At 62.2% G+C, this 26367-nt stretch carries 25 protein-coding genes and 3 pseudogenes; 8 read left to right on the top strand and 20 right to left on the bottom strand.

Going from position 1 to position 26367, the window contains the following annotated elements:
* Window positions 1–181 precede the first annotated feature (181 nt).
* Window positions 182–328 (top strand): annotated as a pseudogene (locus DDE75_RS17660) (IS3 family transposase); the annotation flags it as partial.
* Window positions 329–541: 213 nt separating this feature from the next.
* Here DDE75_RS17660 and DDE75_RS12030 read toward each other — a convergent pair.
* The 9 genes from DDE75_RS12030 to DDE75_RS11990 all read right to left on the bottom strand — a co-directional run bounded on the left by DDE75_RS12030 (window position 542) and on the right by DDE75_RS11990 (window position 12022).
* The gene (locus DDE75_RS12030) at window positions 542–1531 is read right to left on the bottom strand and encodes a formylglycine-generating enzyme family protein (RefSeq protein ID WP_245894725.1); all 990 of its coding nucleotides are present in this window, start codon (window positions 1529–1531) and stop codon (window positions 542–544) included.
* 18 nt (window positions 1532–1549) lie between these two features.
* On the bottom strand, window positions 1550–3355 hold the full coding sequence (locus DDE75_RS12025; protein ID WP_211659341.1) for a chloride channel protein: 1806 nt from the start codon (window positions 3353–3355) through the stop codon (window positions 1550–1552).
* Between the two features lie 945 nt (window positions 3356–4300).
* Window positions 4301–5359: an ABC transporter ATP-binding protein gene (locus DDE75_RS12020; protein WP_108502618.1), complete on the bottom strand. Its 1059-nt coding sequence runs from the start codon at window positions 5357–5359 to the stop codon at window positions 4301–4303.
* A gap of 1 nt (window position 5360) precedes the next feature.
* Entirely contained in the window at window positions 5361–6287 is a 927-nt protein-coding gene (locus DDE75_RS12015; RefSeq protein WP_162799018.1) for a DUF4432 family protein, read from the bottom strand.
* Window positions 6284–7816 (bottom strand): sulfatase, encoded by a 1533-nt coding sequence (locus DDE75_RS12010; RefSeq protein WP_108502616.1) that lies wholly within the window; start codon window positions 7814–7816, stop codon window positions 6284–6286. The genes DDE75_RS12015 and DDE75_RS12010 overlap by 4 nt, the downstream gene beginning before the upstream one ends.
* A 9-nt stretch (window positions 7817–7825) precedes the next feature.
* Complete coding sequence (locus DDE75_RS12005; RefSeq protein ID WP_108502615.1) at window positions 7826–8713, bottom strand: carbohydrate ABC transporter permease; 888 nt, start codon at window positions 8711–8713, stop codon at window positions 7826–7828.
* Complete coding sequence (locus DDE75_RS12000; RefSeq protein WP_162799017.1) at window positions 8710–9585, bottom strand: carbohydrate ABC transporter permease; 876 nt, start codon at window positions 9583–9585, stop codon at window positions 8710–8712. The genes DDE75_RS12005 and DDE75_RS12000 overlap by 4 nt, the downstream gene beginning before the upstream one ends.
* Before the next feature lie 55 nt (window positions 9586–9640).
* A complete protein-coding gene (locus tag DDE75_RS11995; RefSeq protein ID WP_108502613.1) occupies window positions 9641–10981 on the bottom strand; it encodes an ABC transporter substrate-binding protein in 1341 nt (446 codons plus the stop codon).
* 120 nt (window positions 10982–11101) lie between these two features.
* A complete protein-coding gene (locus DDE75_RS11990; RefSeq protein WP_162799016.1) occupies window positions 11102–12022 on the bottom strand; it encodes a LysR family transcriptional regulator in 921 nt (306 codons plus the stop codon).
* A 431-nt stretch (window positions 12023–12453) separates the two neighbouring features.
* Between DDE75_RS11990 and DDE75_RS11985 the strand changes: the two are divergent.
* Window positions 12454–13134: pseudogene (locus DDE75_RS11985) on the top strand (IS6 family transposase).
* A 51-nt stretch (window positions 13135–13185) separates the two neighbouring features.
* Here the strand turns inward: DDE75_RS11985 and DDE75_RS17770 are convergent.
* Window positions 13186–13278, bottom strand: a pseudogene (locus DDE75_RS17770) (ATPase); the annotation flags it as partial.
* Between the two features lie 51 nt (window positions 13279–13329).
* Window positions 13330–14529 carry a helix-turn-helix domain-containing protein gene (locus DDE75_RS11975; protein WP_108502611.1) on the bottom strand — a complete coding sequence of 400 codons (1200 nt, stop codon included), beginning with the start codon at window positions 14527–14529 and terminating at the stop codon, window positions 13330–13332.
* 285 nt (window positions 14530–14814) lie between these two features.
* On the opposite strand from DDE75_RS11975, the gene DDE75_RS11970 reads away from it, so the two are divergent.
* On the top strand, window positions 14815–15696 hold the full coding sequence (locus DDE75_RS11970; protein ID WP_108502610.1) for a recombinase family protein: 882 nt from the start codon (window positions 14815–14817) through the stop codon (window positions 15694–15696).
* Window positions 15697–16323: 627 nt separating this feature from the next.
* On the opposite strand, the gene DDE75_RS11965 is transcribed toward DDE75_RS11970, so the two are convergent.
* The 4 genes from DDE75_RS11965 to repA all read right to left on the bottom strand — a co-directional run bounded on the left by DDE75_RS11965 (window position 16324) and on the right by repA (window position 20176).
* The gene (locus DDE75_RS11965) at window positions 16324–16632 is read right to left on the bottom strand and encodes a hypothetical protein (RefSeq protein WP_211659340.1); all 309 of its coding nucleotides are present in this window, start codon (window positions 16630–16632) and stop codon (window positions 16324–16326) included.
* A gap of 127 nt (window positions 16633–16759) precedes the next feature.
* Window positions 16760–17899 (bottom strand): plasmid replication protein RepC, encoded by a 1140-nt coding sequence (gene repC, locus DDE75_RS11960; RefSeq protein WP_108502609.1) that lies wholly within the window; start codon window positions 17897–17899, stop codon window positions 16760–16762.
* A 184-nt stretch (window positions 17900–18083) separates the two neighbouring features.
* Complete coding sequence (gene repB / locus DDE75_RS11955) at window positions 18084–18989, bottom strand: plasmid partitioning protein RepB (protein WP_108502608.1); 906 nt, start codon at window positions 18987–18989, stop codon at window positions 18084–18086.
* Entirely contained in the window at window positions 18989–20176 is a 1188-nt protein-coding gene (gene repA / locus DDE75_RS11950; protein WP_108502607.1) for a plasmid partitioning protein RepA, read from the bottom strand. Before repA ends, repB begins: the two co-directional genes overlap by 1 nt.
* 169 nt (window positions 20177–20345) lie before the next feature.
* Here repA and DDE75_RS11945 point away from each other — a divergent pair, with 169 nt between their 5' ends.
* Window positions 20346–20603 (top strand): type II toxin-antitoxin system PrlF family antitoxin, encoded by a 258-nt coding sequence (locus DDE75_RS11945; protein WP_245894724.1) that lies wholly within the window; start codon window positions 20346–20348, stop codon window positions 20601–20603.
* On the top strand, window positions 20600–21001 hold the full coding sequence (locus tag DDE75_RS11940) for a PIN domain-containing protein (RefSeq protein WP_108502605.1): 402 nt from the start codon (window positions 20600–20602) through the stop codon (window positions 20999–21001). The genes DDE75_RS11945 and DDE75_RS11940 overlap by 4 nt, the downstream gene beginning before the upstream one ends.
* A 30-nt stretch (window positions 21002–21031) precedes the next feature.
* On the opposite strand, the gene DDE75_RS11935 is transcribed toward DDE75_RS11940, so the two are convergent.
* From DDE75_RS11935 to DDE75_RS11925, 3 genes are read right to left on the bottom strand one after another with little or no spacing between them, the layout of a single operon-like run.
* Window positions 21032–21967, bottom strand: a complete 936-nt coding sequence (locus tag DDE75_RS11935; RefSeq protein ID WP_108502604.1) for an MBL fold metallo-hydrolase — start codon at window positions 21965–21967, stop codon at window positions 21032–21034.
* Window positions 21964–22404: a DUF6691 family protein gene (locus tag DDE75_RS11930; protein WP_108502603.1), complete on the bottom strand. Its 441-nt coding sequence runs from the start codon at window positions 22402–22404 to the stop codon at window positions 21964–21966. The genes DDE75_RS11935 and DDE75_RS11930 overlap by 4 nt, the downstream gene beginning before the upstream one ends.
* Complete coding sequence (locus tag DDE75_RS11925) at window positions 22404–22910, bottom strand: YeeE/YedE family protein (protein WP_108502602.1); 507 nt, start codon at window positions 22908–22910, stop codon at window positions 22404–22406. The genes DDE75_RS11930 and DDE75_RS11925 overlap by 1 nt, the downstream gene beginning before the upstream one ends.
* Window positions 22911–22964: 54 nt before the next feature.
* Between DDE75_RS11925 and DDE75_RS11920 the strand changes: the two genes are divergently transcribed.
* Window positions 22965–23273 (top strand): ArsR/SmtB family transcription factor, encoded by a 309-nt coding sequence (locus tag DDE75_RS11920; protein WP_108502601.1) that lies wholly within the window; start codon window positions 22965–22967, stop codon window positions 23271–23273.
* Between the two features lie 4 nt (window positions 23274–23277).
* On the opposite strand, the gene DDE75_RS11915 is transcribed toward DDE75_RS11920, so the two are convergent.
* Window positions 23278–24120: a DUF1206 domain-containing protein gene (locus DDE75_RS11915; RefSeq protein ID WP_108502709.1), complete on the bottom strand. Its 843-nt coding sequence runs from the start codon at window positions 24118–24120 to the stop codon at window positions 23278–23280.
* Window positions 24121–24659: 539 nt separating this feature from the next.
* On the opposite strand from DDE75_RS11915, the gene DDE75_RS11910 reads away from it, so the two are divergent.
* Window positions 24660–25361 carry a cytochrome c oxidase assembly protein gene (locus DDE75_RS11910; RefSeq protein ID WP_108502600.1) on the top strand — a complete coding sequence of 234 codons (702 nt, stop codon included), beginning with the start codon at window positions 24660–24662 and terminating at the stop codon, window positions 25359–25361.
* Window positions 25358–25864: a CopD family protein gene (locus DDE75_RS11905; RefSeq protein WP_108502599.1), complete on the top strand. Its 507-nt coding sequence runs from the start codon at window positions 25358–25360 to the stop codon at window positions 25862–25864. The genes DDE75_RS11910 and DDE75_RS11905 overlap by 4 nt, the downstream gene beginning before the upstream one ends.
* Here DDE75_RS11905 and DDE75_RS11900 read toward each other — a convergent pair.
* On the bottom strand, window positions 25837–26355 hold the full coding sequence (locus DDE75_RS11900) for a DUF2231 domain-containing protein (RefSeq protein ID WP_108502708.1): 519 nt from the start codon (window positions 26353–26355) through the stop codon (window positions 25837–25839). The two genes, DDE75_RS11905 and DDE75_RS11900, sit on opposite strands and share 28 nt — an antisense overlap.
* Window positions 26356–26367: the final 12 nt, after the last annotated feature.

Genomic DNA, 26367 nt, shown 5'->3' with positions numbered 1-26367 from the left:
GCCTCCGAGCGCGTGCCATTAATCGGGACCCGACCGCCGGCTGACTTCATCAGGGCGCGCAGCTGTAAACTTGCTGCATCTTAGACGCCGTATACATGGCCGCGACCGACCAGATGCCAGATCAAACAAAGCTCTTGCCAGGGGGCCATCCATACACGGTCCGAGCAGTCATGACGACCGGGCCCTGCGGTTCGACACCTCCACGTTCCACTACAAGTCCCGGCGCACCGATGAGGCGGCCGACGCGCGACGGATCAAGGAAATCTGCGAAACGCGGGGGCGCTACGGCTACTGGCGTGTCCACGTCTTGCTGCGACAAAGGGGATGGCAGGCGATGAAGGTCCAGCCAGCCACGGCTGACACCTCTGCCGACAAAGCGGCCATGTGGTCGATTGTCCATGCTCTCGTCCGGGCATTCCGTTGAACCAATGGCAGTCGTGCCCTAATTCTGGAGCGCGGTTTAGAACGGCGGCAATCAATTGTCGCAAACAATGAAAAGATGCGCGGACTATTCCGCACAAACGAAGACTGTAGCCAGCGCTCAGAGCTCTGCCACGATGCGGAAACCGCAATTTCCCGTTGAGCTGTCAGGGTCGTTCCGGGTGCGGGAGTGGACGTGGTAGCGGTCGCAATAGCTGTCATGGCAGAGATATGATCCGCCACGCTGTGCGCGTGCGGCGCCCGGGCTGTCGTCGTCATAAACCGGGTCCAGCGGCGGCAGACGGTCGCCCTTGGGCAGGGGACCAAAGCGGTCGGCGGCCCATTCCCAAACATTGCCTGTCATGTTGTAGAGCCCGTAATCATTAGGTGCGAAGGCCCGTACCGGTGCGGTGCCCTGCCAGCCGTCCTCGGCGGTATTGTGGGTCGGGAAATGGCCCTGGAAGATGTTCATCGCATGGGCGCCGCCAGGCATCAGCTCATCGCCCCATGGGAATTTCCGCCGCGCCCGCCCGCCGCGGGCGGCGCGTTCCCACTGCGCCTCGCTTGGCAATTGCAGCCCCGACCACTGGCAATAGGCCAGCGCGTCATACCAGGCGATATGCACGGCAGGGTGATCCTCGCGCCCGCAGATGTCCGACCCCGGCCCCTCGGGAGACGACCAGCAGGCGCCATCGACGCGGCGCCACCACGGCAGGCCGGGCGGGCTGACCGGCCATGCCGCGACATCCTCCAGAAGCAGGTGGAACACGAAGCTCCAGCCCTCGCGCTCGGCGACCGTGCGATAACCGGTCGCTTCCGTGAACCGGGCATATTCGGCATTCGTCACCGACGTGGCCGAGATCAGGAAGGGCGACAGCTTGACCTTGCGCCGGGGCGCGTCCAAGTCGGTGGCAAAACGGGACTTGCGGGCGCCCATCTCGAAGATGCCGCCGGGAATGGCGACCAGGCGGGCCCGCAGGGCGGCCCGTTCCCGGTCCGAGGCCCGCGGCACGGCCCGCGCTGCGGCCAGGAACATCGCATCGCGACCCTCGGGTGCCGTGTCGCGATCGCCGCGACCCGCGCCGCAGCATGCCTTGCCCTGTTTCTGCATCATCCTGCCCCTTCTTTCCTATTCCGCCGCGCCTATGATGTCGCGGCGCTGCTTGTCCAGTTCCTCGCTATAGCGGCGCAGAGTGTGGGCCTCGGTCAGAAGGCCAAGAACCCGTCGTTCGATCCGGTCGCTGACAACGGCCAGCGACTCGGTCTGGCTGCTCTCGAAAAGGGTAGCGGCCTGTCGCGCGTTCATCCCCGGCAGCAGGATGTCGGCCTGTTGGTGGAAGAAGTCAGTCAGATCGGTGCTCGGCTCGGCAGCGTCGGCATCGGCATGGATCTCGGAAACCATCACGATCGCCGCATAGGCGTTGTCCGCGACCGCCACGATCACCCGCTGCGTCGAGCCCAGGGGGAAGGCCTGCCGGAACTCGTCCGGGGTCATGTCGGCGCGTGCGGTCACCACGTCGCGGCGCATCAGGCGGTCAACTGTCAGATTGCGGATCCAGCCGACGTCATGGGCGCTGCGGATCGTCTCTCCGCGCAGATGGAAGCGCCAGGTGCTGAACGAATAGCCGAAGACCTGCCGCACGACGAGCGACGAGGTGATTGACGCCGCCAGCACGAGGACGGCGATGGGGAACTCGCCCGTTACCTCGAGCGCGAGGAAAGTCATTGCCAGCGGCCCACCGATCACCGCGACGCCGAACGCGCTCATCCCGATCACCGCAAGCGCGGCCGAGGACAGCATGCCGGGCACCAGCCATTCCAGCGGCACCGCCAGTGCCTTGCCGACCAGCGCGCCTAGCAGCAGCGAGGCGAAGAACAGGCCGCCGCGAAAGCCCGAGCCGATGGTGAGCGCCGTCGCCAGCGCCTTCAGTACGAAGAGGCCAGCCAATGCGGTCCAAGCGACGTCATGTTCCAGGTTAAGGTGCATCGCGCCATGCCCCGCCGACATCACCTGCGGCGAGATCAGCGCAAGGCCGCCGACCAGCAGCCCGCCGGTGGCCGGGCGCGCCCATGCAGGGATCCGGGCCAGGCTCGCCAGTCGCTCCGTCCGCGTGACGCCGATCATCACCAGAATGCCCAGACCTGAGCAGATCCCGCCCATCGCCAGCGCGGGCAGAAAATCGATGGCGGTGATCAGGCCGATGGGGCCGACCTCGATCGTGAAGGGCTCGCCCCCGATCGCGCGCGAGACCAGCATCGCGACGATGGCCGCAGCGATCACCGGGGCCAGCGAAATCGCGCTGTAGGTGCCGATGATCAGCTCAAAGGCGTAAAACGCGCCGGTCAGCGGCGCGCCGAAGGCGGAGGCGATGGCGCCGGCCGCGCCGCAGCCGACCAGCACGCGCATATCCTCACGCCGCAGTTTCAGCTTCAGCCCCAACTTCGATGCGATGCCGGACGACATCTGAGTATAGGCCGCCTCGAGCCCCGCCGACAGCCCGAACCCGTTCGAGGCGAGGTTCTGGAAGCTAACCCAGAGACTGTCGGTCAGCGACATCCGCCCGCCATAGAGTGCGTTCGCCTCAATCGGATCGACGATGGAACCGGTGCGCCGGCGCAGCTTAAGAAGCAGCGTGGTCAGCAGACCGCCCAGAGCCGGTACCACAACCAGAATCCAGTTGCGCGTCAGGTCCGAGCCACTAAGCCCGGCGCCGAAGGGTACGCCGTAAAACAAGCTGTGCAGCCCTTGCGAGGCCAAACCGATCGCGCTGACAACCGCCCCCGACAACGCGCCTACGGCGACCGCCAGGATCATGAACCCGATCGCGTTCCCCCGCGCGAACAGCCGCCGCCGCAAAAGCTTACCTCGCGCTGCAATTGCAAGCCCATGGTGACTGCGGAGCGTCGCGGGCCCATCTCTGCGGAAGGCGATCATGTGCGCCCCCCCTCGCCGAGACTGAGCGGCCAAGCATAACGGATCGCGCCTTGGCGACAGACTGGCCACGAACCGAGATCATGGTCAAGGTAAAGCGTCATCGAAGCCGATCCGTTGTTTGTTGCGGTGTGGTGCTCGGCCAAGGGGAACAAGCGTATTGGTCCTGATCCCCGTTCCCAGAACGCGTTCGAAGAACGGGATGAGGTTCTGCAAGGACAATGAGGCACACGACGGCGCCATACCCGCCCGATCATCGCATTCTTGGCGTCATGCCCGGCTTTTCCGCGGGGTCGATGGTACTCTGAAGGCGCTTGGACGCTGCCGAGTTAAGAAGCGCCGAACGCCCGCTTGTCACTGCTGTCCACCCCCGACGATCCAATGCCCCTTTCCATTTCCGCATGATGACATCCTTCCAATTCTCATCGGACATCTGTGACTGCATGAAGAGGCGGTTTCCTTTCGTTGCGGGCATCGCTCTTCCATACCGCCCGGTCGCAATTCGATGATCTGAAACGGACCTGCAGACAAGGGCGGGAGTCGGTTCAAAGGACCATGGAAGCCTATTCCTCCTGACGGGTCGAAACTGTCCGATACGGAAACCGAACGACTGCCAGGATCGGCCGTGTGACGTTGCAGAGCGGTGCGGTCGACATGTCCCATCGGCCCGCAAGACCGGCGATGCAGTCGCATCGCCACGTGATGGCGTGAAGATTCCCCCGCTCCGAGAGCCGTGCAGCATATTGCTCCGGCGCCGGACATGTTCAGATCGGACATGGTGCTCTGACTATTCGCCTCTCCGAGGTTTGTTGCAATATCATTGCCGGTCCGGCCGGGGCGTTGCCTCACGAGGCATGTGCAGCTGCGGGAATGACGGTGCGAAGGGCTCCCCGCAATCCGGAAGGCGTTCGGTGCGCCCATCGGGATGACCGACGGGCCTGATCCAGCTCATGCGGCAGCGTCGTCATTGAAGGTGTGCACACGATCGACGTCCGGGACCAGCCAGACATTGTCACCTGGCCTCGTGTTCAGCCTTTCATGCGTCAACACGGTGATGTTCTGCCCGGCCTTGCGCACCAGCAGCTCGGTGGATGCGCCGGTCGGCTCGACCACGACGACCTCGGCGCGCAGCGCGCCCGGCGCGTCCGCGGACCGCAGCGTGAAGCATTCGGGCCGGATGCCGACGGTCGCCCGCCCCGGCGTCGCTGGCAATGCGAGGCGAATGGCGTCACCGTCGGAAAACCGAGCCATCGCGGTGTCCTCTGCCGAGACTTCCAAGTCCAGAAGGTTCATCGTCGGCGATCCGAGGAATGAGCCGACGAAGGCTTTGGCCGGGTTGTCATAAAGCTCCAGCGGCGTGCCGATCTGCTCGATCTCGCCATCGCGCAGAACCACGATGCGGTCGGCCAGCGTCATCGCCTCGACCTGATCGTGCGTCACATAGATCGTCGTCGTCTTCAACTTCTGATGCAGTTCCTTGAGTTCGGCCCGCATCTTGACCCGCAGCTTCGCATCGAGGTTAGAGAGCGGTTCATCGAACAGGAAGACCTCGGGCTTGCGGACGATCGCACGGCCCATCGCCACCCGTTGCCGCTGGCCGCCGGACAACTGCTTCGGCAGGCGATCGAGGTAAGGTTCGAGCCCCAGGGTTTCCGCAGCGCGTGCCACCTTGCCCAGCCGCGTCGCTACGTCTTCGCCGGCCAGCCGGAGCGAGAACGACATGTTGTCGGCGGTGTTCATATGGGGATAGAGCGCATAGCTCTGAAATACCATCGAGATGCCGCGATCGCGCGACGGCACGTCGTTCATAGGCAGACCGCCGATATCCAGCCTGCCCGACGAAATACTTTCCAGCCCGGCAATCATTCTGAGCAACGTGGACTTGCCGCAGCCCGAGGGACCGATGAGCACCACGAACTCGCCATCTTCGATCTCGAGCGAGATGTCCTTGATGACATCGAGTTTTCCAAAGCTCTTGGACAGACCGTCCAACCGTACATCTGCCATGTCATTCTCCCTGCGAATTGGACGAAAAAGTGAAACGGAGCCGGGTCTGCCAGCTTTCTCCCGGAGTGAGCGTATTTCCCGGCCCGCTGGTGCCATCGGCCTCGCGATCGCAGTTGCTGGGTTCCAACGCCAGGATGTTCCGACGCGGGCGTGCATCCTTCCAGACCTGCATGAATGGCAGGTCGCTTTCGATCTTCGCACCGACCGCCGGCCAGGCGTCGCAGTCGGGACGGCCCATACGGATGGATGCGCCGCCGGGCGTCGGATGGCACCGGACCTCGCCATCCATCGTGGCAAGCGGCGCCGCATCGAGCCACAGCCGGGTGTCTGCGGCGACCATCGGATAGCCGAAATTGGCATGATAGAGGATGTGCATCTCTGCCGTTTCCGGTCCGATATTCTCGACCCGGTCGATCAGGGTCAGCGACCTGCCACCGACCTCGGCCTCGATCCTGCGATGGAAACGGAAACAGGCGCCGCGCAGATGTGCCGTCACGACCTCGCCTTCGGCAAAGAGCAGCGGGACGGGCCGTGCCCAGTCTTCGCCGCATGCCGTCACGCGGGCCGGCGTCAACGGCAGGCTGCCATGCAAGGGCAGGCCATCACGTGGCTGGCGGGCATTGTCGAGTCCGCATGTCACCAGAAAGCCCGACAGGCTCCGCTCGATGCCGGTGCCGCCATCGGCCTCTGCATGATGCAGTCCGGGTGCGATGAACCCCGCAGGATGCTGCCACGCAAGCGGCATTCCGCGGAAGCTGAGCGGCCCGATATCGAGGCTTCGGTCGGCCAGAACCCAGAAGGCCAGCCCGCCGCCCGTGTCGAAGCTGATCGCCCGGACACCACGCTCGGGGCCGTCGTCCAGCGTGATCTGCCGCACCGACGCCAACTGCCGCAGGCTTGCGACCTTCTCAACGACATCGTGCATCATGTCGGCTGCACCTTGCATGGCAGGTCGATCCGCCGGAATGCCTCTTCCGGGGCGGCGAGGCCGCGCATCAGCCCGGCCATGCGGGCCGAGAGCTGTGCTTCCAACGCGGCATCGTCGAGCGGTGCCACCTGTGCCGGATCCAGTGTCAGGTCATAGAGCCGCGTGTCGTCCTCGATCAGGCATCCGGGGCCGTAAGTCGCATACATCACGGACTTCTCGCTTACCGGCACCCTGAGCAGCGGCATGCCGCGACTGAAGGGCAGTGGTGGGACCAGCTGCGCACTGCGCAGTTCCTCCTCGTGGAAGAAATCGAAGATGTGGGTCGGCATGAGCGTGTATTGCCAGACATCCTGCCGTGCCATGTCGGCAGGATAGCGGTGATAGCTGTGCCGCCCGTCGGTCAGGTTCACCGCACCGCCGAAATAGCCGTAGATGAGCGCGTCATGGGGCGAGCCATGTCCCGCCAGCATAGGCCTCAGCGAGGGGGCGACCATCTGGTCCGGCTGTACAACGTCGTGTAAATCAAGGATGGTGGCTGCCAGATCGGGGGTCTGGCTCAGCCCCGCGACATGCGTGCCGTCGGCTGCGGGATGCGCCGGGTCGTGAATGAACAGCGGGATCTGCGCGATCTCGCGATAGAGCGTCATCCGGTTCTTGGCCCAGAGGTCGTGTTCTCCCAGCAGGAACCCGTGATCCGTGGTGACGATCAGCGCGGTGTCCTGCCAAAGGTCATGCTTGTCGAAGCTGTCGAGCACCTGTCCGAGCAACTCGTCGCACATGGCCAGCGAGGCGTGATAGCTTGCGCTCAGTTCGTCCTGTTCCTCCAGCGGTCTGTCGCTGTGGCCGTATTCCGGCCAGTCCAGCGTGGGGCCGTCCCGCCGCGCGCCGGCGATGTCGCGAAAACGGTCGGGGGCGAAGAATGGCTCGTGCGGGGCAAAGGTCTCGATCTGAAGAAACCAATCGTCGGCCGCTCTGTTTTCCTCGATGAACTCCACCCCTGCGGCGAAGGTCTGAAAGCTGGGATGCCCCGCCTCGTCGTTCAGATAACCGCGGTTGACGACGTTGTGGCGCTTGTAGCTGCGCGGTTTGCGCGAGACCTGCGCAGGGTCGAATTGCGCCTCGATCCGCGACCAGTCAGGTCTCACGACGCCCTTCCAGCGATCGCCCTCCTGGCCACGAAAGAACTCGTGGCTGTCGTAGCGGTTGTGATAGGTGGCGCCGCCATCTTCCCAGTAGTGGAAGTGATCGGTCACGAAATGGCTATAGACGTCCGCTTCGCGGCTCAGCACCTCGGGGAAGGTCACATCGAAGGGTTCGATCGGGCCCCAGCTGCGGTGCAGGAACGACATCCGCCCGGTCATCAGGTCGCGGCGCGCCGGCATGCAGGGCATCGAGCCGACATGATGGCCGTCGAAGCGCGCGCTGCGGGCGGCCAGGCGGTCGAAGTTCGGAGTCGGCACCGTCTTGCCGCCATAGGGCGAGAGCGCGTGGCGATTGAGCGAGTCGAAGAGGACAAGAACCGTTCTCATGGGAAACCTCTATTTCACTGCGCCGGAGGTCAGGCCACGAACGATGAAGCGTTGGGCGAAGAGCAGCAGAAGGAAGGCCGGGATGATCGACAGCGTCGATGCCGCAGCCATTTCGGTAAAGGCGATCGTGTTCTCTTGGGCATATTTGCCGATGCCCAACGGGACGGTCGCGGTCTGGCGCTGGCTCAGCACCAGTGCCACGGGAAATTCGTTCCAGCTGAAGATGAAGGTGAGGATGCCGGTGGCCGCCAAGCCGGGGCGAACGATCGGCAGCACCACATGCCAGAGGATGTCGGGCACCTTGGCGCCGTCGATCTGCGCCGCCTCGACCAGTTCCTTGGGCACGTCGCGCACGAAAACGCCCATCATCCACAACGCCATCGGCAGGTGAAGGGTGGTGTGGGCAAGGATGATCCCGGCATAGCTGTTGTCGAGCCCGACCGAGCGGAACATCGAGAACCATGCCCCCGCCAGGGTGATCGGCGGCACGAGGTGGAATATGACCGACCACCCCAGGATCGAATGCAGCACCCAGGCCGGCCATTGCAACCGATAGAGCGAGAATGCGGCCAGCGTGGAGACAATCAGCACAAGGAAGGTGCTGATCAGTCCAATCACCATGGAATTGGCGAAGTTGCGGGCGAAATCCGACGTCTTGTCGAACATCACGTCGAGGAACCCGTCAAGATGCGGGGTGAAGAACACCTTGCCGACCAGCAGGTCGATCTGCGTCTTGAAGGCGGCCGAGACGATCCAGAAGAACGGGAACAGAACCACAAGCGCGAAGCCCATCAGGACAAGGTGGCGGGCGACCGCAAGCTGTCGTTCCGAGACGGCAAGCCGGGTGCGGCGACGGGGCAGCGCCGAGGAGGCATGGATATCGGTCGGGTGGGTCATGCCTTGGCTCCCTTTCCGGCGGTGGCGCGGGTTGCGGCGATGATGGCCGCGGCGATGACCGCGATCACCGCGATGGACATGGCGGCGCCATAGCCGGTCTGATCCTCGGTGAAGAAGCGGCGGTAGATGGTGAAGCTGATGACCTCGGTCGAGGTGCCTGGTCCGCCCCCCGTCAAGAGGTAGATCTCGTCGAAGACCTTGAAGGCCAGGATCATTCGGAAGACGAAGGTTACTGTGATGGTCGGCAGCATCAGGGGCAGTGTAATGTGGCGCAGCTGCTGCCAACGCGAGGCGCCGTCGATCTTCGCGGCCTCGAAGATGTCGTCGGGCAGGCTTTCGAGACCGGCCAGAAGCAACAGGAAGCAGAACGGCGTCCAGTGCCAGACATCGACGATAATCACCGAGAGCAGCGCCAGGTTCGGATTTCCCAGCCAGTCCTGCGGTGTCAGGCCCAGGGTTATAAGCAAGGTGTTGAGGACCCCGAAATCATAGGAATACATCAGCTTCCAGATCGCGCCAATGATGATGCCGGGCACAAGGATCGGCAGGATGAAGACCGTGCGGTAGAACACCCGCCCGTGCACGACCCGCGTCGTCAGAAGGGCTAGGACAAAGCCGATCAGCATCTGCATCGCCACCGCCACGACCGCAAAGATCAGCGTGTTCAGCGCACCGGCGCGTAGCAGGTTGTCGTCTGCCAGCTTGGTGTAATTGGTCAGCCCGACCCAATCCCAGATGGCATCGCGGTTGACCCATTCGACGTCGTGAAAGCTGAGCGACAGAAGTTTGAGCAGCGGCAGGATGGTCAGCAGCAAGAATAGGACAAGCGCCGGCCATAGCGTCGCGTGACGCCAGAAGGTATCGGTCTTCATCGGGGGCTCCGTGAAAATCGATGGTCGCGGGACAAGCCCGCAACCATCAGGGGAATTACTGGAGCGGGTCGAGCATCGGCGCTTCGTAGCCCGCATCCGAGAGCACGGTCGCGATCTCTTTCGCGGCGGCGTTCAGCGCGGCTTTCAGTTCGAGCTCTCCGCCTATTGCCTGGTTCAGCCGCAGTTCGGTCACTGCAAGCACCTGGCTCGCCTCGGGGAAGGTGAAGGAAAGTTGGGCGTGGGGAATGGATTCGGCCAGCGCCCGCATGTAGCGGTAGGGTTCCTGATCTGCCATCTCGGACGTCATCACGGCGCGGCTTACCGGCGGCGACCCCGCCTCGGCATAGGCGCGCTGCGCCTCGTCCGTCTGGAACCATGCAAGGAAGGCCAGCGCCGCCTGCTTGTTCTCGTCAGCGATGTTCTTCGGCACCCCGGCCAGCCAATGCCCCAGAACCGGCGCGGGGCCGAATTCGTCCGTTCCCGGCACGACAGCATAATCCACCTTGCCGACGACTGCCGATTGCTGGGGATCGTCGAACTGCGCCGGAGCGGGCACCCCCAGGATATGGCCCGCGCGACCGGTCGCCATGTTCTGGATCACGTTGGTCTGCGATTGCCCGGCGGTAGACGGGTGACCGACCTCGTTCGCAAGCTTCAGATAGGTTTCCATACCGGCCAGCGTTTCGGGGCTGTTGATGGTGACGGTAAAATCGCCCGCCTTCTGGTCGGCGATGATCCCGCCGCCATGGCTGAGAATATAGGGAAAGACGTCGAAGGTAACGTCGAACGCACCTCTCTGGCCACGCTGCGAAACCCCGTAGACCCGCGGCGGGCTGTGCATCGTCTTCGCGTTCTCGTAGAGCTGGTCCCAGGTCGTCGGCACCTCCAGCCCGTTCTCCTCGTACAGATCCGAGCGGTAGTGCAACAGCGGCAGGAAGGGATTGACCGGTATGCCGACCAGCTTACCATTCCCTTCGCAGGTTATCGTGGCCGCCGCCTCGTCCCAGCAGACGCTGTCGTCGAAGGTGAAGATATCGGGGGCCAGCGCGAAGTTCTCGTCGACCTCGGCAAGCGGCTGCATGAAGCCGCCCTTGTAGAATTCGACGAAGAACCCTGCGTTCATGATGAGGATGTCGAAGGGGCTTTCGTCGGCCCGGACTGCGGTGCGCTGCTTCTCCAGGCTGCCGGCAAAGGGATTGACGTCGAGATTGACCGTGTTTCCCGTCTCCTCCTCGTATTTTTCGACCACTGCCTGAAAGCCGGGGAACCAGGGCGACTGGTTGATGACGATGGTGATGGGCGCCTCTGCTGCTGCGGCAAACGACGCGCCGAGCGCCAGCGCGCTTGCCGCAAGGCCGATGCGCAGGGGTGCTGTGGATCCGATGAAGTGAGCCATGTGACCTCCCAGTTATGGCGTCTACGATGCCTCCCGCATCGCTTGTCCTTCACCTTACCCCCTCTGGCTGCAATTCCTGAAGTGCAAAGAATTTGCCACGCCATAGCCAATGGCTATGGCTTAGTTGCGCGGATCGGCAGCGCATTCTTCGATCAGTGCATCGGCGATCACCCGGGCCGCCGGTGTCAAAAGCCCGGGGCTGCGGAAAATCAGTCCGGCCTGTCGGTTCGTCACAAGCTCCGGCACGTCGATTTCGACCAGGTTCCCACCTTCGGGCGTCAACAAGTGAGAGCGCGTGGTATATATCAGGGTATCCGCCTGACCGGCATGCGTCAGAAGAAATGACAGCGAGGTCGAGACGACATTGGCCTGCGGCGGAGTATGGCCAAGGCTGATTGCCCGACCATCAAGTTTGCGCCGCGCAAGGGTATCGCGCGGAGGCAGCGCCCATGCCGAGCTTAGCGCGTCGATTGCCGGCACGCGGTCGCGCCCCGCCAGCGGATGGCTTGCCCGTCCGACGACGATCAGGTCGTCCGAGGTCAGGAAGTGGAACTCCAGATTGCCGCTCTCTCCGCCCAACGGTCTTTCGGCAACGACGAAATCGAGCGCGCCCTTGGCCAGCATGCCCAGCAGGGATTCGTCGAAGCCGGTGTGAACTTCGACCATCAAGCTGGGTCGTTGCGCGACCACCCGTGTGATCGCCTCGGGCAGCATGCGCCGCATCCAAGACGGTCCGGCGCCTATATGCACATTACCGCCTTGTCCTGTCTGCAGCTGCGCCATCTCGGCCGCTGCATCCCGTACCTGTGCCACGACCACCGCCGCGTGTTCGGCCAGCCGCGCCCCGATCGGTGTCAGGGTGATGCCATGCGCATGGCGTTCCAAAAGGGGGGTGCCGACCTGGTCCTCCAACAGCTTCAGCGCCTTGGAGAGCGTGGGCTGCGCCACGTTCAGTTCCGCGGCCGCCCGCGTGATATTGCCGGTCTGAGCGGTGCGGAAGAAGTAGCCCAGCAGCCGAAGATCTAAATTGCCACGGTTCAACCCTCGATCTCCTTCGCGACATGCATACATGACCTGATACGCGATCCTTGCGCCTGTAAGTGAGCTTCACAAGGGGGGGTAGCGCCCAGCAGTCGATGCATGCTCCAATCATGGCTTTGCAGGCGCAATTCGAAAGCGCGCTGGCCACTGAGCCGTTCTTCACGAAGGACGAAAGCCTTGTGGCAAAGCGGGGGGCGTTCCGCACGGTGCCTGCGTGACCTTCTGCAGACGGACGGGCGTTGACGGATCCGCAGTGCCTGCCCGGGGTTTGCTCGGATCCCCAGCAATCCGGGAGGTTTTGGCGGCGTGATACTCTCGAAGCATCGGGAGGAAACGCTAACTGCCACGTGGATCTGTCGCAAATTTTTTGTGAGATACAATCCGGAAGGATGGAATGGTGCAAAGTCGGCCGTGCTGATGAGGATTGAGTCATGAGCGTATCATTCAAAGGAGCCACTTTCCCAAGACGTGATCTTGCACGCGGTCTTCTTCCACCTTCGCTACGGGGTGTCTTACCGCGTCGTCGAGGAGATCATGGTCGAGCGGGGTTTCATGGTTGACCATGCCACACCCAACCTTTGGGTGAAGAGGCACGTGGCTCAGGTCTCGGAAGATGCGCGCCGCCGCAAGCGGCCCGCTGACAGATACTGGCGCATCGATGAGACCTACATCAACGTAAAAGCCATTGGGTCTATCTTTATCGCGCCGTGGACAAGTTCGGGAAGACGCTGGACTTCATGCTCTCGGAGCGCTGCAACAAGCCCGCGGCGATCAAGTTCTTCGCCTGCTCGATGGAGGTGAACGGCCTGCCCCGCAAAATCGTCATCGACAAGAGTGCAGCCAACACCGAAGGCATCAAGGACATCATCCAGATCTCGAAGCCGTTCGGATGCCCAGTCCCGATCGAGATGGTGCGGATCAAGTATCTTAACAATCTGGTCGAGCAAGGCGACCGCTCCGTAAAGCGCCGGGTAAGACCAATGGTCGGCTTCAAGAGCTTCAAGTCAACCGCGTCAACGATCGCCGGGATCGAGCTGGTCAACATGATCCGGAAGGGGCAGTTCGGACCAGAGCTTCGCCCATTTCGAACATTCTGTCAGATTGTCGGCTGAAGTCGAGGCAGTCATAGACGCATAATGTGCGATAGAACCGGGCCAAATCTTGCTACCGGTTTCGACGATGTCGCAGTGGTGGGTCGGGCAACCGAGCTGCGCAGTGGTCATCGTTGCGTCGCCGAAGACCAAAAGTAATTCCCCGAGACCTGCCTTCCTTCTCATCGGATATCTGAATGAACGGATTGAACCAGTCTACTCATTTTTTCGCCGTTCGCTTCCAGCTCGACGCACGACTTCATCGACGCCCGACATGGCGGCATCCAGATGCGCCATGATCCGGTCGAGCTGGGCTTCGTCACGTTCCTCAGGCAACTGATCCGATCGGCCTTTTTGACCTGAGGCATCGCTTCGTGTCTCGCGACCGGGTGACATCCGCCCATGAATTGCCCCTGCCCTTCCCGCATGGCCCATCCGCGCAGCGAGGGATGGCAACGCCCAAAGCCGGGACGTGCTGCGGGCGGTGAGGTTGTTGAGGCACCCGGTATCGACCAGCTCGCCGATCAGAGACAGGGCTGTCCGTCGCGTCACGCCCAGATGATCCATGACCATCGCTGAACTGATTACCGGCTGTGTCCTTAGATAGGTAATCAGGTCGCCAAGCCGCGACCGACCGCGCGCAGAAGACGTCATGGCCGAGAGACGGGCCAATTCATGACGCAGGGCCCCAAGATGGCCAAGCTCATACGAAAGACTCTGCGTGGCGGCCTCCAGGAACGTTTCCAAGCCGCTCAGCGGTGACCAGATCCGAAAGCCGTTGCGGGTCAGCGACACTGATGGTGCCGCGATCCATCCGGCGCTGACGGGCATCAGCAGGCCCCCTGCCCTCTCATCCAGATCATCGCGGCCACCCTTCCGATCGGCAGTCAAACCTCGCAGATGCCGCGCGGCACCTTCCACGACCATGAAGACCAGTCGCTCGGCCACCGGGCTGCTGCGTCGAGAACGGAAGGCATAGCTGGCCGCTGCGCACCATCCCGCCAGAATCGGAACGTGGGTCCAGCTGCGCCCGGCCTGCATCACCAAAGCCAGTTCAGCATCCTCGAGACGATCGCCCTCGTCGCGTGTCTGACCTATGGGCGACGCCGCCGCTTCGATCCGGCGCAGCGTCGTAACTGGTGCGTCGAATGGGTTGCCTGGCCGCCGGATGATGGAAAGTACCTGCAAGGCCATCTCGGCAGAACGGGCATCTTGTTCCATTGCGGTTCCCCTGGTCAGGCGAAGGACCATTCCCTGCGTCGAGATGCGCTCCCCCTCGAGCCCGACCGATGCGGCAGCCTCCAGAAGGCTCGTCTCCATACGCCACAGCCCGGCCAAGGCAGGATCGGCCAAGAGAATGCCTTCGACCCTCGCAGCTTGGGTCTCGGCTTGCAGAAGAAGTGATTCATTATGCATATGATTTTCCGCCACTATCACGGACAAAGTATAGCATAGTTTGAGTATAATTCACTTGCTCAACATTTTCAAAATACGGTCGGGACAATTGCCATTCCTATCAGCGGTGGAGCTAGATCAGGATGCGTCGGACATGTCGCCCGAAATACCAGCGATGACACCAAATTCAGTCACGATTGATCGCGCGTGATTCAGGTATCCATGCAAACCGGGCCTAAATTCTGCTTGCCGCCGTTTGCAAACGGTCGTTTACTCACGACTTCCAAAATTGAATATGGTTCAGATATGCCACTGATTGGCTATGCGCGCGTCTCGACCGATGAGCAGACGCTCGCGCCCCAGGCTCAAGCGCTGAAAGCGGCCGGGTGCGTCTGGATCCGCGAGGAACATGCTTCGGGTGGCAATCGCACCCGCCCCGTCCTGAGGGCTGTACTGGATGGTATCGGCAAGGGTGACACGCTGGTCGTTGTTCGAATTGATCGCCTTGCCCGGTCACTCTCTCATCTGCTGGAAGTGATCGAGCAGCTCGAAGCAAAGGGCGCGTTCTTTCGTTCGATCGAGGATCCGATCGATACGGCGTCACCTCAGGGCAAGTTCACGCTACAGGTGCTTGGGGCGGCAGCCGAATTCGAGCGGGCTCTGATCCGCGAACGCACAAAGGCGGGGCTTGCCAGCGCACGTCTCGAAGGTCGGATCGGCGGCAATCCCGGGCTTCGCGCGCGCGAGCCGGATGCACTTCGCAAGATCCGCTTGGCACGGCAAGACGGCTATATGGAGAGGCTGGGTCACACTGCATCCGAGTGGGTGCCACAAGTTCGCCGATTGCGCCCGCACATGGCATGGGACGATGTACTTCGCGTCATCAACGCCTCCCTGCCCCGGGACCGGAAATGGACCCAGACACGCCTGCTGAGGGCTGTGCGGGCCTATGTTCGCGACGGCTTCCTGCCATCGGAAGTACTTGAACGCGCTGCCCGGCGCGTAGGTGATGATCGCTTGCTGACGATCGTGGCCGCCATCAAAGGGGCGGATCCCGATATCACCCTGCAAGGCATCTGCGACCGATTGGAATCCATGCGTGAGCGCACCCCTCGCGGTCGCAATAAGTGGCAGCCTTCTTCGGTGAACATGCTGCTGACGAGAGCTAGGAAGATGGGATTGCTTTGAACAGCCATACAAACATAAAGCAGCACCGCTTCGTTGCTTCGCTAGCAGGGCGGTATCACCATCTCATCTTTCAGGTTTGCTGTCGAAAAAGGATGCCCAAATATTGAGGGATCCACTGCGGTTTACCGTCAAACGAATTGCGACCTTATCGGTTAGCGGCCCAAACAGGATATGACCGCGGCTTGCGATGGGCGCCCTACCCGTCCATCAACTGGTCATCGCACAGGACGGTTCAGCCTTGGTTTCCGTCGGCCAGTATCGCGGCCCGATATGGCTGGCTGTACCAATATCGTAAGTGCACTTGGCGTGACCTCGGTGTAGAACTTCATCACACTACATTTTTATTACGCAGTACTAGCAAATAGCAATGCAACCTTCGGAGTTGCGCGCTTGCCTAATGGATAACTTTGGTGTTCGACATGGTACCAATCTGAAGCATTGTCGGTCCCCACCGCTCAGAAGCTCCTTGAGGAATGACCATGTAATCCGTTGCCTTGCCAACTCATCTGTTTGAAGTCCGCGCACAGCGAAGTTCTCGGATAATCTACGTGAAGCAAACTGATGGATATGGGTGGCAATTCTGCTGAGGATGAATGGCTATGTGCCCACCTTATTTCTTACCACGGACTATTTTTTACGTGGACCTGCGATTGGGAACAGGTCTTCTCCGTAACGATGAAGCTTGATGTGATGCCGCCGGCACAGCCATCTCACGTCAAGAGGTCGTTCATAGCTGTCATGATGCGCATCCACCGTCTCTGCGCCACAAACTTCACATGGTTCTTTCTTCAAATGCCCGGTGACCAGCGCGCGGTGAACCAGCAGATGGGCACGGTATTTCTTTGGATTTGCGCGTCGCCAATCCGCTTGGCGGTTTTGGCTTTTCAACACGACCGAGGCGTTGTCCAATACTGGTTCATCATCAGAATTTGCCATGGATCGTTGTTCCTGTTCTTTCTGAAGTTATGACGCTTGGCAGGTCGTCGCTGGCAGCACGGTGAATGCTGAAAACAAGCCCAGTCCTAAATCGATGAGATGTACACTTTGCCAAAGTTGACAGCTGTCAACAACGGTGGATCTGATCATTCCATCGGCTAGCTTTCACTGATCTCGGTAATGCTGCCACCATAGGTTTTGGGCAGAAGCGTCCCAATAGCGCTTGCTTGGTCAATGTTCGCAGATATGCGCCGGGGTTGGCAATTGAGCCAGCCCTCTGCAGCATGCAAGAAAGGACTATGGCGGCCTGGACATCACCAAACGCTTTGCGAGCGTTCTCCCAAGTCTCGATTGTGATGCCAAGCATCGGAAAAACAAACCAAGCTGTTCTGACAAGATCTCGCCATTCCAAAATGGAGCCTTGGCAATAGCTCTCGATCTCAGGGGCCGCCTGTAGCACGTCGTCCAAGGTCAATTCTGCTTCATTGCTATTTTCAGAATCTTGGTTATCTGTAATGGTATTCTGATAGTGCCGCTCATTTTGGCTGTCATCGCCGATCATTTTCGACGGTTCGTCGTTTTCGAATTGAACGTTCAAGGCATCCAGACGTTGTTGGATTTCGGTCAAATGAGCCAAGTTGGGTTTTCGGCGAAGCGATCCTTGGAGTTCCAAGCAAATCGCGAGGGCGGCAGCACCGTCACCACCGTTCGTTGCCGTCCATTCAAGCATCTTTCTGACGTCGCGCAGGCGAATGACGATCTCTTCACGCATCAGGCGCAGCCGCAAGGCAGCAGCTCTCGCATTCTCGGCTGCCGTTTCGATGTCTTGCGCCAAGACGAGCAGGGGGCGCAGATCGAAACCGTAGGCGACCCGAATGCCATTCTGCGCCTTTCGCGCAAAGCGTTTTCCGTTCGGACTGTCACGCCGAATGATCAGACCTGATTTGACCAGGGCTGCGATGTGACGCCGCAAGGTGCTCTCTGCCATCCCATGTGCGCGCTCACACAAGGAAGCATTTGACGGGAAGACGACGAGTGCATCGCGATCTGCCAAGGTCTGCTTCGGATAGAAGGAGATCAGCGCGGACAGTACCGCCAAGTCACGGTCGCTGACGCCATACTCCTCTCGGGCAACGGTGAGATTCCGAAGCACCTGCCATTTGTCGGCATCAGGGCAGGGGGATGCATTCTCTGACAGCGCATGGGCTGCCAGAAGTCCAGCCGTCACCGGCTGCCGCCCAAAGGGCGTCATTGAAATGTGCCTCATGAAACTTCACGGGGGTAAAAACCTTCGATCGCCCGCTAGGACGGTGTTGACAGCTGTCAACAAATGCCGCTATCATTGAGTTGCGAGTTCAAGAAGCGGCCCTCTGGGATTAACGTCCTGGGGGGCTTTTCTGTTAGGTCTTTCCTTCGTGCCTCCTTGTTTTGAAGTTGCGGGTTTCTTCCCGTCAGCGGTCTTTCCACTGGCGGTGAAGTTCGGGAAGCTGTTCCAGAAGCCAGTCGCCAAAGGCGCGGCCTTCTCCGGTCAGCTCGATCACGGTCTTGCGCTTCTGGCGCAGCGCCTTGCCAAGCACCTTGCCTGCCTCGTCGGAAAGCTGCTCTTGCAGGGCAGGGGGGCGGGGTGGCGTCAACGACGACAGGACGGCGACGAAGCGCGCATCCGAATCGGTTCCTTCGGCCGCGGCGACCAAGGCGTCGGTCGGCTTGCCTCGGGATTTCTCGACCAGGGTCAGCCAACGGTCACGGCCGGCGCCGGGCGCCGAACCGATCGCCTGGATCAGCTGAGGTGGAAGGGCGTCGATCACCGCCAGCATCCGGGAAATCACCGTCTTGTCGATCGACAGCGCATCGCAGATGACCTTGCGGTCGTATCCGGCTGCCTGCATCTGCGCGGCAAAACTGGCCTTTTCGATGAAGCTCAGGTTCTTGCGGGCGTTGTTCTCCTGACCCTGCGCGACGACCAGTTCCCGATCCGTCAGGTTGCGGACCATTGCGCGAACCGGCATGCGCAGTTCCTTGAGGGCACGGACACGCCGACGCCCGAAGACGATGTCGAACCGGCCTTCCTCGGTCGTGCTCTCACGCAGCAGGACGGGAACCTGCTGCCCGTATTCCCGGATCGAGGCTTTCAGCGCGGCAATGCCTTCGTCGTCTTCGTCCAAGCGGTCGGTCATGCCGGCCATGTCGATCATCTCGACGGGGACATCGACGAGGGCGCGCGACTTCAGTTCGGACAACGACTGGCTGACAGCGCCGATCGCGCCCCGATTGGATCGGGGCGCGGCGCTTGTCGGGGCAGGGCGGTCATCGGAATGGGGTGTCATCAACCCCTTCAGCAGATCCTTGCGAGCCATCACAAACCTCCCTTGCGGCCCCAGGCCGCCTGGATCAGATCCTCGATTTCGCCGTTGACGGCGTTCAGGCTTTCCATCGCACGCTCATAGGTGCCGCGGGTAAACTGGTTCTTTTCAACCTCGTAGAGGGTCTGCTTGGTGATCCCCGCATCCGAGATGGCCGTGGATTTCAGCACCGGATGGTTCAACACGTGATCGCCGAACAGCGACCGCATGAAGCTGACCATCTGGTTCTGCGGTCCGTCGCCCGGTTCGTATCGGGTCACGACGTATCGCAGCCAGTCGTAGTTCATGTCGCCCCCCGCATCGGCGACCACGCCCAAGAGGTTCGAGGTCATCAGCAGGAACTGGCACATCGACATCACGTCCAGCATCTGCGGGTGGACCGTGACCAGAATCGCGGTCGCAGCCGACAGCGCGGACATGGTCAGGAATCCCAGCTGAGGGGGGCAGTCGATCACGACGACATCGTAATCGTCTTCAATTTCGGCCAGCTTGTCGCCGATCCTGGTGAAGAAAAGATTACCCGACCGTGCGGCCAGCGCACGCGGGGTATCATGTTCGAACTCCATCAGATCCAGATTGCCGGGAATCAGGTCCAGATTGGTGAAATAGGTCTTCTGGATCACATCGCGCAGGGGCACCGGATCGTCATAGCGGATCGCATCGTAAAGCGTGCCGCCGTCCAGCAGGTCGAATTCCGGCTGGAAGCCGTGCAACGCCGAAAGGCTGGCCTGCGGGTCCAGATCGACCCCCAGCACGCGATACCCGTCCAGCGCCAGTTTCTGCGCCAGATGCGCGGCGGTCGTGGTCTTGCCTGAACCGCCCTTGAAATTGATCACGGCGATGACCTGAAGATGGTCATCGCCACGACGACCCGGCAAGTAGGTTCCCGAAGATTTTGCCCCCTTTTCAAGGGTTTCGCGCAATTCCTGAATGTCGGCCGGGGAATAATACCGCCGCCCCCCCGCGCGCGTTTCGGGCGAAGGCCCGCGCCCTTCAAGGTGCAGCTTGCGCAGATAGGCGTCCTTGACGCCCAGCAGCGATGCCACCTCACCCGAGGTGAACTTGCGCAGTTCCTTGCGGGCGTTCGGCGGGAACAACTGTTCGCGGTGCGCTTGCAGCCGTTCGGACAGCCGTGCAGCATGGTCCCCGACAAGCCGGTCTATTCTGGTTTGCTTGTGCATCCTGCCTCTCGGTGCCGAAAGTTACGCTTTCTGGCGTCTTATTCATCTTCTTTCGTAAACTATCCGCAAGCTTCCGATTCCCGCAACAGCTTTCACGCAACGAGAGGGAAATTTCGCCTGTTCTTGCATGGGTAAGCGGCGGATCCTATATGTAATGCACAGCCCTTACATGCATTGGATACGTCAGATGCAGGAATCGACCATTACCGCACGGGGTCAGACCACCGTGCCACGCGACATCCGGGCGGCGCTGAACCTGCGCCCCGGCGACCGTCTGCGCTATCTCTTGCTGGACGATGGCGAGGTTCGGCTGATGCGCAGCCGTCCGGCCATGGAACTGGCGGGTCTGCTGAAGGGCAGGGGGCGCCGGGGGGTCTCGCTTCAGGATATGGAGGACGCCATCGCGGGCGGAGCCAGCCGCAAGTGACGGGGCTTGATACGAATGTCGTGATCCGCTTCCTGATGCAGGATGATCCCGCGCAGGGCAGGGCGGCGGCCGATCTGATCGCCGCGCTGTCCGAGGACGCACCCGGCTTCATCTGCCGCGAGGTTCTGGTCGAGATCGTTTGGGTGCTGGAGCGCGCCTATGGCCTGGGCCGCGAGGACATCTGCCAAGCGCTTGACGGCCTGCTCGAGGCGCGCGAGCTGACGCTGGAGGCGGCAGACCGCGTCGCCCAGGCTGCCGAACGCTATCGCCGTGGCGGACCGGGCTTTGCCGACCAGATGATCGCGCTGGCGGGGCAGGGGGCAGGATGCGCCCATACTGCCACATTCGACATCAAGGCAGGCAAGCTGCCCGAAATGACATTGGTCGGCGGCGCCTGACCAACAGGGGCCGCATCTTCCGCCTCGCAATCACGCCTTGCCGACAGCCGGGAAGCGATTGACCGGGATCTTCAGATAACTGTGGCCATCCGCTTCGGGGGCAGGCAATCGACCGCCACGAAGGTTGATCTGCAATGCCGAGAGGATCCGGTCCGGCAGGGGCAGCGTCGCGTCCCGCGCATCGCGGATCGCGATCCAATCCTCGCGCAGGGTGCCGTCACGGACATGGCGGTTGTCGGCGCGATGCTGGGCGACGGTCGCCTCCCACTCGGGTTCCTTGCGGGTCTCGGTGCCGTAATCGTGGCCGACGAACAGCCGCGTCTGGTCGGGCAGCGCCAGAATTGCTTGGATCGAGTCCCAGAGTTGACCGCTGTCACCCCCCGGGAAATCGGCGCGCGATGTGCCGACGTCGGGCTGCATCAGCGTGTCATGGGTGAAAGCCGCATCGCCGCAGACATAGGTGACCGACCCAAGTGTATGCCCCGGCGACAGCATCACGCGGACCGACAGATCGCCGATGTGAGAGGTTTCCTGATCCGCGAACAGATGGTCGAAGTCGCGCGGCGGATCGAAGGCGTCCGGCAAGTGATAGAGATCCGCCCAGATCTGCGCGATCTGGGGCACCATGGCGCCGATGGCATTGGGGGCGCCGGTCCGCTGGCGCAACTGCGCCGATGCCATGACGTGATCGGCATGGGGATGAGTGTCCAGCACCCATTCGACGCTGAGGAAGTTCTGTTCGACCAAGTCCAGCACCTGGTCCATGCTGCGGGTGGAAAACCGCTGATTGCGCGGATCAAGGTTCCAGACCACGTCGATCAGCGCGGCCTTCTTGGTGGCAGGATCGGCGCAGATGTATTGGATCGAGCCGGTGTCGGGTTCATAGATGCCCCAGACATCGGGGCTGCCCACGCCGGTCGAGGGTGAATGACGGACGACGGGTTCATCCAGTTTCGAGGGGCTCATGCCGATGCTCCTTTCAGCACGGGGAAACCGCGGGCCTTGATCCGGGCGCCGATCCACAGTCCCGCCAGCATGGCAGGCAGGAAGACCAATGTGCCGGGCGCCAGCAGCGGAAGCGCGGTGAAGGCGGGGCCGGGGCAGAAGCCGCCGATGCCCCATCCCATTCCGAACAGTGCCGCGCCGGTCAGAAGGGGCCGGTCGATGCTGCGGTTGGTGGGAATGTCGAAGGATGTCCCAAGCGCAGGTGCGGGACGCCTCCACGCCAGGCGGTATCCCAGATAGGTCGTGACGGTCGCACCCCCCATCACGAAGGCAAGGCTGGGGTCCCAGCTGCCCGCTACGTCAAGGAAGTTCAGAACCTTGGCCGGATCGGACATGCCCGAAATCACCAGCCCGAGACCGAAGACCAGCCCCGACAGAAAGCCCCAGATCATGCGCATCACATACCCCCCAGGAGATGACGGATCACGAAGACGGTGACGACGCCTGCCGCCATGAAGGTCGCCACGGCGGCCAGTGATCGTCCAGACAGGCGCGCAAGTCCGCAGACACCATGCCCCGAAGTGCACCCCGACCCAAGGGCCGTCCCGACGCCCACCAGAAGCCCCGCAAGCGCCATGAGGGGCATATTGTCCGGAACGCTTTGCGCGACCGCGCCCCCCAGGGACAACACGACCAAAGGCGCCGCGATCAGGCCCAGCAGAAAGGCCCACCGCCAGTCACGGTCCCTCGCGGCCGCAGGCCACGGCAGGATTCCGCCCAAGGCCCCCTGAGAGATCCCGGCGATGCCCGCGATACGGCCGAAAAGCGCCATCACCATGACGGCACTGATCCCGATCAGCACGCCGCCGCCAAGCGAGGTCCATGGTGTGAATGTGGTCTGTGTCGCGAACTGCATGCGAGGCTCCGTCCTGTTGATGTTCGCAAGGTGGCCTTGCCGGAACATGTCGGGCGGAATATATTAATGGTAACTAATTCAGTCAAGGCTAATATAATGGGAATGGAATATCAGGTGCCGCAGGTTCTGCGGGAACGCGCCGACCACGTCGCGGCGCGTCTGGCCTTGGTCGCAAATGCCAAGCGTCTGCTGATCCTGTGCGAACTGGCCAAGGGGGAACGGACGGTCGGTGCCCTGCAGCAGGCGGTAGGGCTCAGCCAATCCGCGCTCAGCCAGCATCTTGCCAAGCTGCGCGAGGCGGGCATGCTCGACACCCGTCGCGAGGGGCAGTCCATCCACTATCGGATCGTGGATCGCGATCTGGACGTGCTAATGGCCGCCCTCTACGAGGCGTTTTGCAAGGACGCCTGATCCGTCAGGACGATCCGCCGAGGCTGGCGGCAAGGCTGCGGATGTCGGGACCCGACAGCTTGGGAACGATGCGATAGGCGGCATTGACGAAACAGAAGATCGCAAAGCCGACCAGCCCAAGGCAGATGCCGGTCACCAGGATCTGGCCATAGATCTGACCCGACAGCCATGAGAACGCCTCGCCCGTGCCGCCGGCCTCTTGCGGGTTGGCGCGCCAGGCTGCGAAAAGGAACAGCAACCCCACGACACCCACGACGATGCCATGGGCGATCAGCCCGGCTTTCAGGACGGGGTTCCAGCGGGTGGTGACGTGGTTGGCGCGCAGGTGCTTGCGGTATTCGTTGGTCCAGCCCTGCTTCATGTAGTGGATGCCCGCCCCGATGATCGCCAAAGCGACGAGGCCGATGATCCAGCGCCCGCCCGGCCATTCCATGACCTGTCCGACATAGCGCGGAATGCCCGAACCCTGTCCGCCATCCCTGCCGCCACTGCCGAACAGCAACGAAAACGCGACGATCCCCACACCCATGTGGATCGCCCCCGTCACGACCATGCCGATGCGCGCGACGATGCCCTTGGCTTCGGACCCGTAATCCTCGAGGTCGAAGCCTGCGTCGAAGAACCGCCACAGGGCATAGGCGAACATCCCCAACACGATGACGAACAAGGCCACCCCGCCGCCCCAGGTATTCTCCAGCCATCCAAGCGCCGATGAGGTATCCTTGGCCTGCCCGCCCCGCCAGATCGAATAGAGCGAGATCCCCGCGACGGCCAGATAGACCATCCCCTTGCCGAAGTATCCCAACCGCATCAGCGGTATCGCCCAGCCCAGCTTGTCCTTGGTCATCTTCTCCACGTGCGTGTCATCTTCCGTTTTCAAGGGACGGGCCGATGGACCCGCGTTGATGGCGTCATGCCGCGCGAGGGGACGAACCCATCCCGTCACGCGTTCCTGTGCCAACGGACCACCGCCCCGGGGGTTCCCCTGCGGGGTCATGAAAGGATGAACGTTCAGGCACATCCTGAATCGACTATGCCCCACCGGCCCGATCCTGAACTGCGCGGTCGTATTCTTTGAAAGTTCGGCGACGATGACACGCGCATCGGGACTGGGGGCACTGTGCAACGCCCGACGGTTGCTTGTGTCCGATGGCTGTCGCAATCCCTGCCGGAATTCGTAGGACAGGTTGGCTGTGTTTGAAGGCTGTTGCCCTTGGTTCCAAGGCATGTTGCGGTCCGGATCGGTGGACCTTGCGCGGCGAAGGCTATGCATGGTCCGACAACGGTGATGGCCCCGGTTGATCCTCCGCCGGTAAGTCGGCATCCTCGGTCGCACAGGGGGTGCGGCATCGGACGTGGTCCGCAGCTAGCAGGCAAGGAGGCTTCATGACCGTCACGATCCTTCCCGGCACTTATTGCGGGGTGGCGCCGCTGCCGGCTTCGGTCTGGTCCGCGTGGAACCTTGATCCGGTTCTGCTGACGGGCCTGATGCTGATGTGGCTGATGGTCGGGCGGCGTCCGATGGGTTCGCTTGCGATGCTGGCACTGGTGGTGGCCTTCGTCTCGCCGCTTTGCGCCATGGCGGCGGGGCTGTTTTCCGCGCGCGTGGTGCATCACGTGCTGCTGGTCGCGGTGGCGGCGCCGCTGCTGGCGGTGGGCATGCCGCGGCGGGGTGGACAGCCGGGGCTGCATTTCGCCCTCTCGACCGCGATCCTGTGGCTGTGGCACCTGCCGCAGGCCTATGACCTGGCACTGTCCGACATCGCCGTCTATTGGATCATGCAGATCAGCCTGCTGGGATCGGCAGTGCTGTTCTGGAGTGCCGTCCTGTCGCAGCGGACCTCGGCGCAGGCGATGCTGTGGTCGCTGGCGGGACTGATCCAGATGGGGATGCTGGGGGCGATCCTGACCTTCGCACCTGCGCCGCTCTATGCCGCCCACGCAATGGCCCCGTTGGCTTGGGGCCTGACCCCATTGGCCGATCAGCAGTTGGGCGGGCTGATCATGTGGGTGCCCGCGATGGTCCCCTATGCCGCGATGATCGCGCTGCAGGCGCGGCGCGGCTGGCAGATGGCGGAACGCGCATGAACGACCTGCAAGCGATCGTCCCGCACCTGAAGTCCCTGCATATCGCAATGCTGATCATCTGGTGCGCGGGGTTGTTCGCGCTGCCGCTGATGCTGGCGCGGCACGATCCGGCCATCGGGCAGGCCGATTACACGCGCATCCGGCGGGCGACGCATTACGCCTATGCCTTCGTGATCACACCTGCGGCGGTCATCGCCATCGCGTCCGGGACCGGGCTGATCTTTCTGCGCGGGGTGTTCTTCACATGGCTGTTCGCCAAGCTGGTCTTCGTGGCCGCGATGGTCGGGTTCCACGCTTGGATCGGCTATGTCCTGGTCGAGGTGGCCGAGCGGAAGGGCGTCCACCGGGTGCCCCGCGCGACGCTGCCCCTGGTCTTGCTGACGGTGCCGGTGACCTGCGTGCTGATGCTGGTGCTGGCCAAGCCCGATCTGGAGGAAATCCCCTTGCCGCACTGGCTGCATCAGCCGCTTGGCCATCAATTGCCCTTCGACGTGCCCAGATGATGATCAAAGACCAGTTTCCCCCCGTGCCAGCCGGTGAACATGACCACCACCGTGGCAAAGCCGGACAGCAGGATGCCATAGGGCAGCACGGCCTGTTCGTATCCCGTGGTCAGCCGGTATCCCCAGTTCGCCCCAAGGATCGACAGCAGCATCACCGCGATGACGAAATGCGTCCAGGCGGCCGCACGGATGCGGATGCCCGACACCAGCAGCAATTCCGCCGTGCCGGTGGCCCCCGCCGCCAACCCGAAGAGGAACGCCGTCCCCGCCGCCCAGATGGCGGCACGGGCCCAGAACAGCTCGCCCGACCAGAAATACAGCATATCCGCCCCGAAGGCGCAGAAGGTCAGCGCCACGGGAAAGGCCACCGTCATCGCATGCAGCGGGTGTCCCCAGAACCCGACGATGGTTTCGGTGCTGTCATAGCCCGGATGCCTAGTGATCGGATCGACCAGACCCTTGGTGTTCTTCTGGACCATCTTCGGCTTCATGCACGCCCCCTG

The sequence above is a fragment of the Paracoccus indicus genome (assembly GCF_003056335.1).
GTDB lineage: Bacteria > Pseudomonadota > Alphaproteobacteria > Rhodobacterales > Rhodobacteraceae > Paracoccus > Paracoccus indicus.
Note: the sequence above shows the minus strand (reverse complement) of the source record. Positions and strands in the feature narration are given on the sequence as shown.

Bases quoted from the DNA above. Each gene is read 5' to 3' on its own strand.
- DDE75_RS11995 (WP_108502613.1), bottom strand. From the start codon at position 10,981: ATGGCTCACTTCATCGGATCCACAGCACCCCTGCGCATCGGCCTTGCG.
- DDE75_RS11945 (WP_245894724.1), top strand. From the start codon at position 20,346: ATGCATTGGATACGTCAGATGCAGGAATCGACCATTACCGCACGGGGT.
- DDE75_RS12015 (WP_162799018.1), bottom strand. From the start codon at position 6,287: ATGATGCACGATGTCGTTGAGAAGGTCGCAAGCCTGCGGCAGTTGGCG.
- DDE75_RS11970 (WP_108502610.1), top strand. From the start codon at position 14,815: ATGCCACTGATTGGCTATGCGCGCGTCTCGACCGATGAGCAGACGCTC.
- DDE75_RS12005 (WP_108502615.1), bottom strand. From the start codon at position 8,713: ATGACCCACCCGACCGATATCCATGCCTCCTCGGCGCTGCCCCGTCGC.
- repC (WP_108502609.1), bottom strand. From the start codon at position 17,899: ATGAGGCACATTTCAATGACGCCCTTTGGGCGGCAGCCGGTGACGGCT.
- DDE75_RS11975 (WP_108502611.1), bottom strand. From the start codon at position 14,529: ATGCATAATGAATCACTTCTTCTGCAAGCCGAGACCCAAGCTGCGAGG.
- DDE75_RS12030 (WP_245894725.1), bottom strand. From the start codon at position 1,531: ATGCAGAAACAGGGCAAGGCATGCTGCGGCGCGGGTCGCGGCGATCGC.
- DDE75_RS11920 (WP_108502601.1), top strand. From the start codon at position 22,965: ATGGAATATCAGGTGCCGCAGGTTCTGCGGGAACGCGCCGACCACGTC.
- DDE75_RS11910 (WP_108502600.1), top strand. From the start codon at position 24,660: ATGACCGTCACGATCCTTCCCGGCACTTATTGCGGGGTGGCGCCGCTG.
- repA (WP_108502607.1), bottom strand. From the start codon at position 20,176: ATGCACAAGCAAACCAGAATAGACCGGCTTGTCGGGGACCATGCTGCA.
- DDE75_RS11915 (WP_108502709.1), bottom strand. From the start codon at position 24,120: ATGACCAAGGACAAGCTGGGCTGGGCGATACCGCTGATGCGGTTGGGA.
- DDE75_RS12020 (WP_108502618.1), bottom strand. From the start codon at position 5,359: ATGGCAGATGTACGGTTGGACGGTCTGTCCAAGAGCTTTGGAAAACTC.
- DDE75_RS12025 (WP_211659341.1), bottom strand. From the start codon at position 3,355: ATGATCGCCTTCCGCAGAGATGGGCCCGCGACGCTCCGCAGTCACCAT.
- DDE75_RS11935 (WP_108502604.1), bottom strand. From the start codon at position 21,967: ATGAGCCCCTCGAAACTGGATGAACCCGTCGTCCGTCATTCACCCTCG.
- DDE75_RS11965 (WP_211659340.1), bottom strand. From the start codon at position 16,632: ATGGCAAATTCTGATGATGAACCAGTATTGGACAACGCCTCGGTCGTG.
- DDE75_RS11930 (WP_108502603.1), bottom strand. From the start codon at position 22,404: ATGCGCATGATCTGGGGCTTTCTGTCGGGGCTGGTCTTCGGTCTCGGG.
- DDE75_RS11905 (WP_108502599.1), top strand. From the start codon at position 25,358: ATGAACGACCTGCAAGCGATCGTCCCGCACCTGAAGTCCCTGCATATC.
- DDE75_RS11900 (WP_108502708.1), bottom strand. From the start codon at position 26,355: ATGAAGCCGAAGATGGTCCAGAAGAACACCAAGGGTCTGGTCGATCCG.
- DDE75_RS11925 (WP_108502602.1), bottom strand. From the start codon at position 22,910: ATGTTCCGGCAAGGCCACCTTGCGAACATCAACAGGACGGAGCCTCGC.
- DDE75_RS12000 (WP_162799017.1), bottom strand. From the start codon at position 9,585: ATGAAGACCGATACCTTCTGGCGTCACGCGACGCTATGGCCGGCGCTT.
- DDE75_RS12010 (WP_108502616.1), bottom strand. From the start codon at position 7,816: ATGAGAACGGTTCTTGTCCTCTTCGACTCGCTCAATCGCCACGCGCTC.
- repB (WP_108502608.1), bottom strand. From the start codon at position 18,989: ATGGCTCGCAAGGATCTGCTGAAGGGGTTGATGACACCCCATTCCGAT.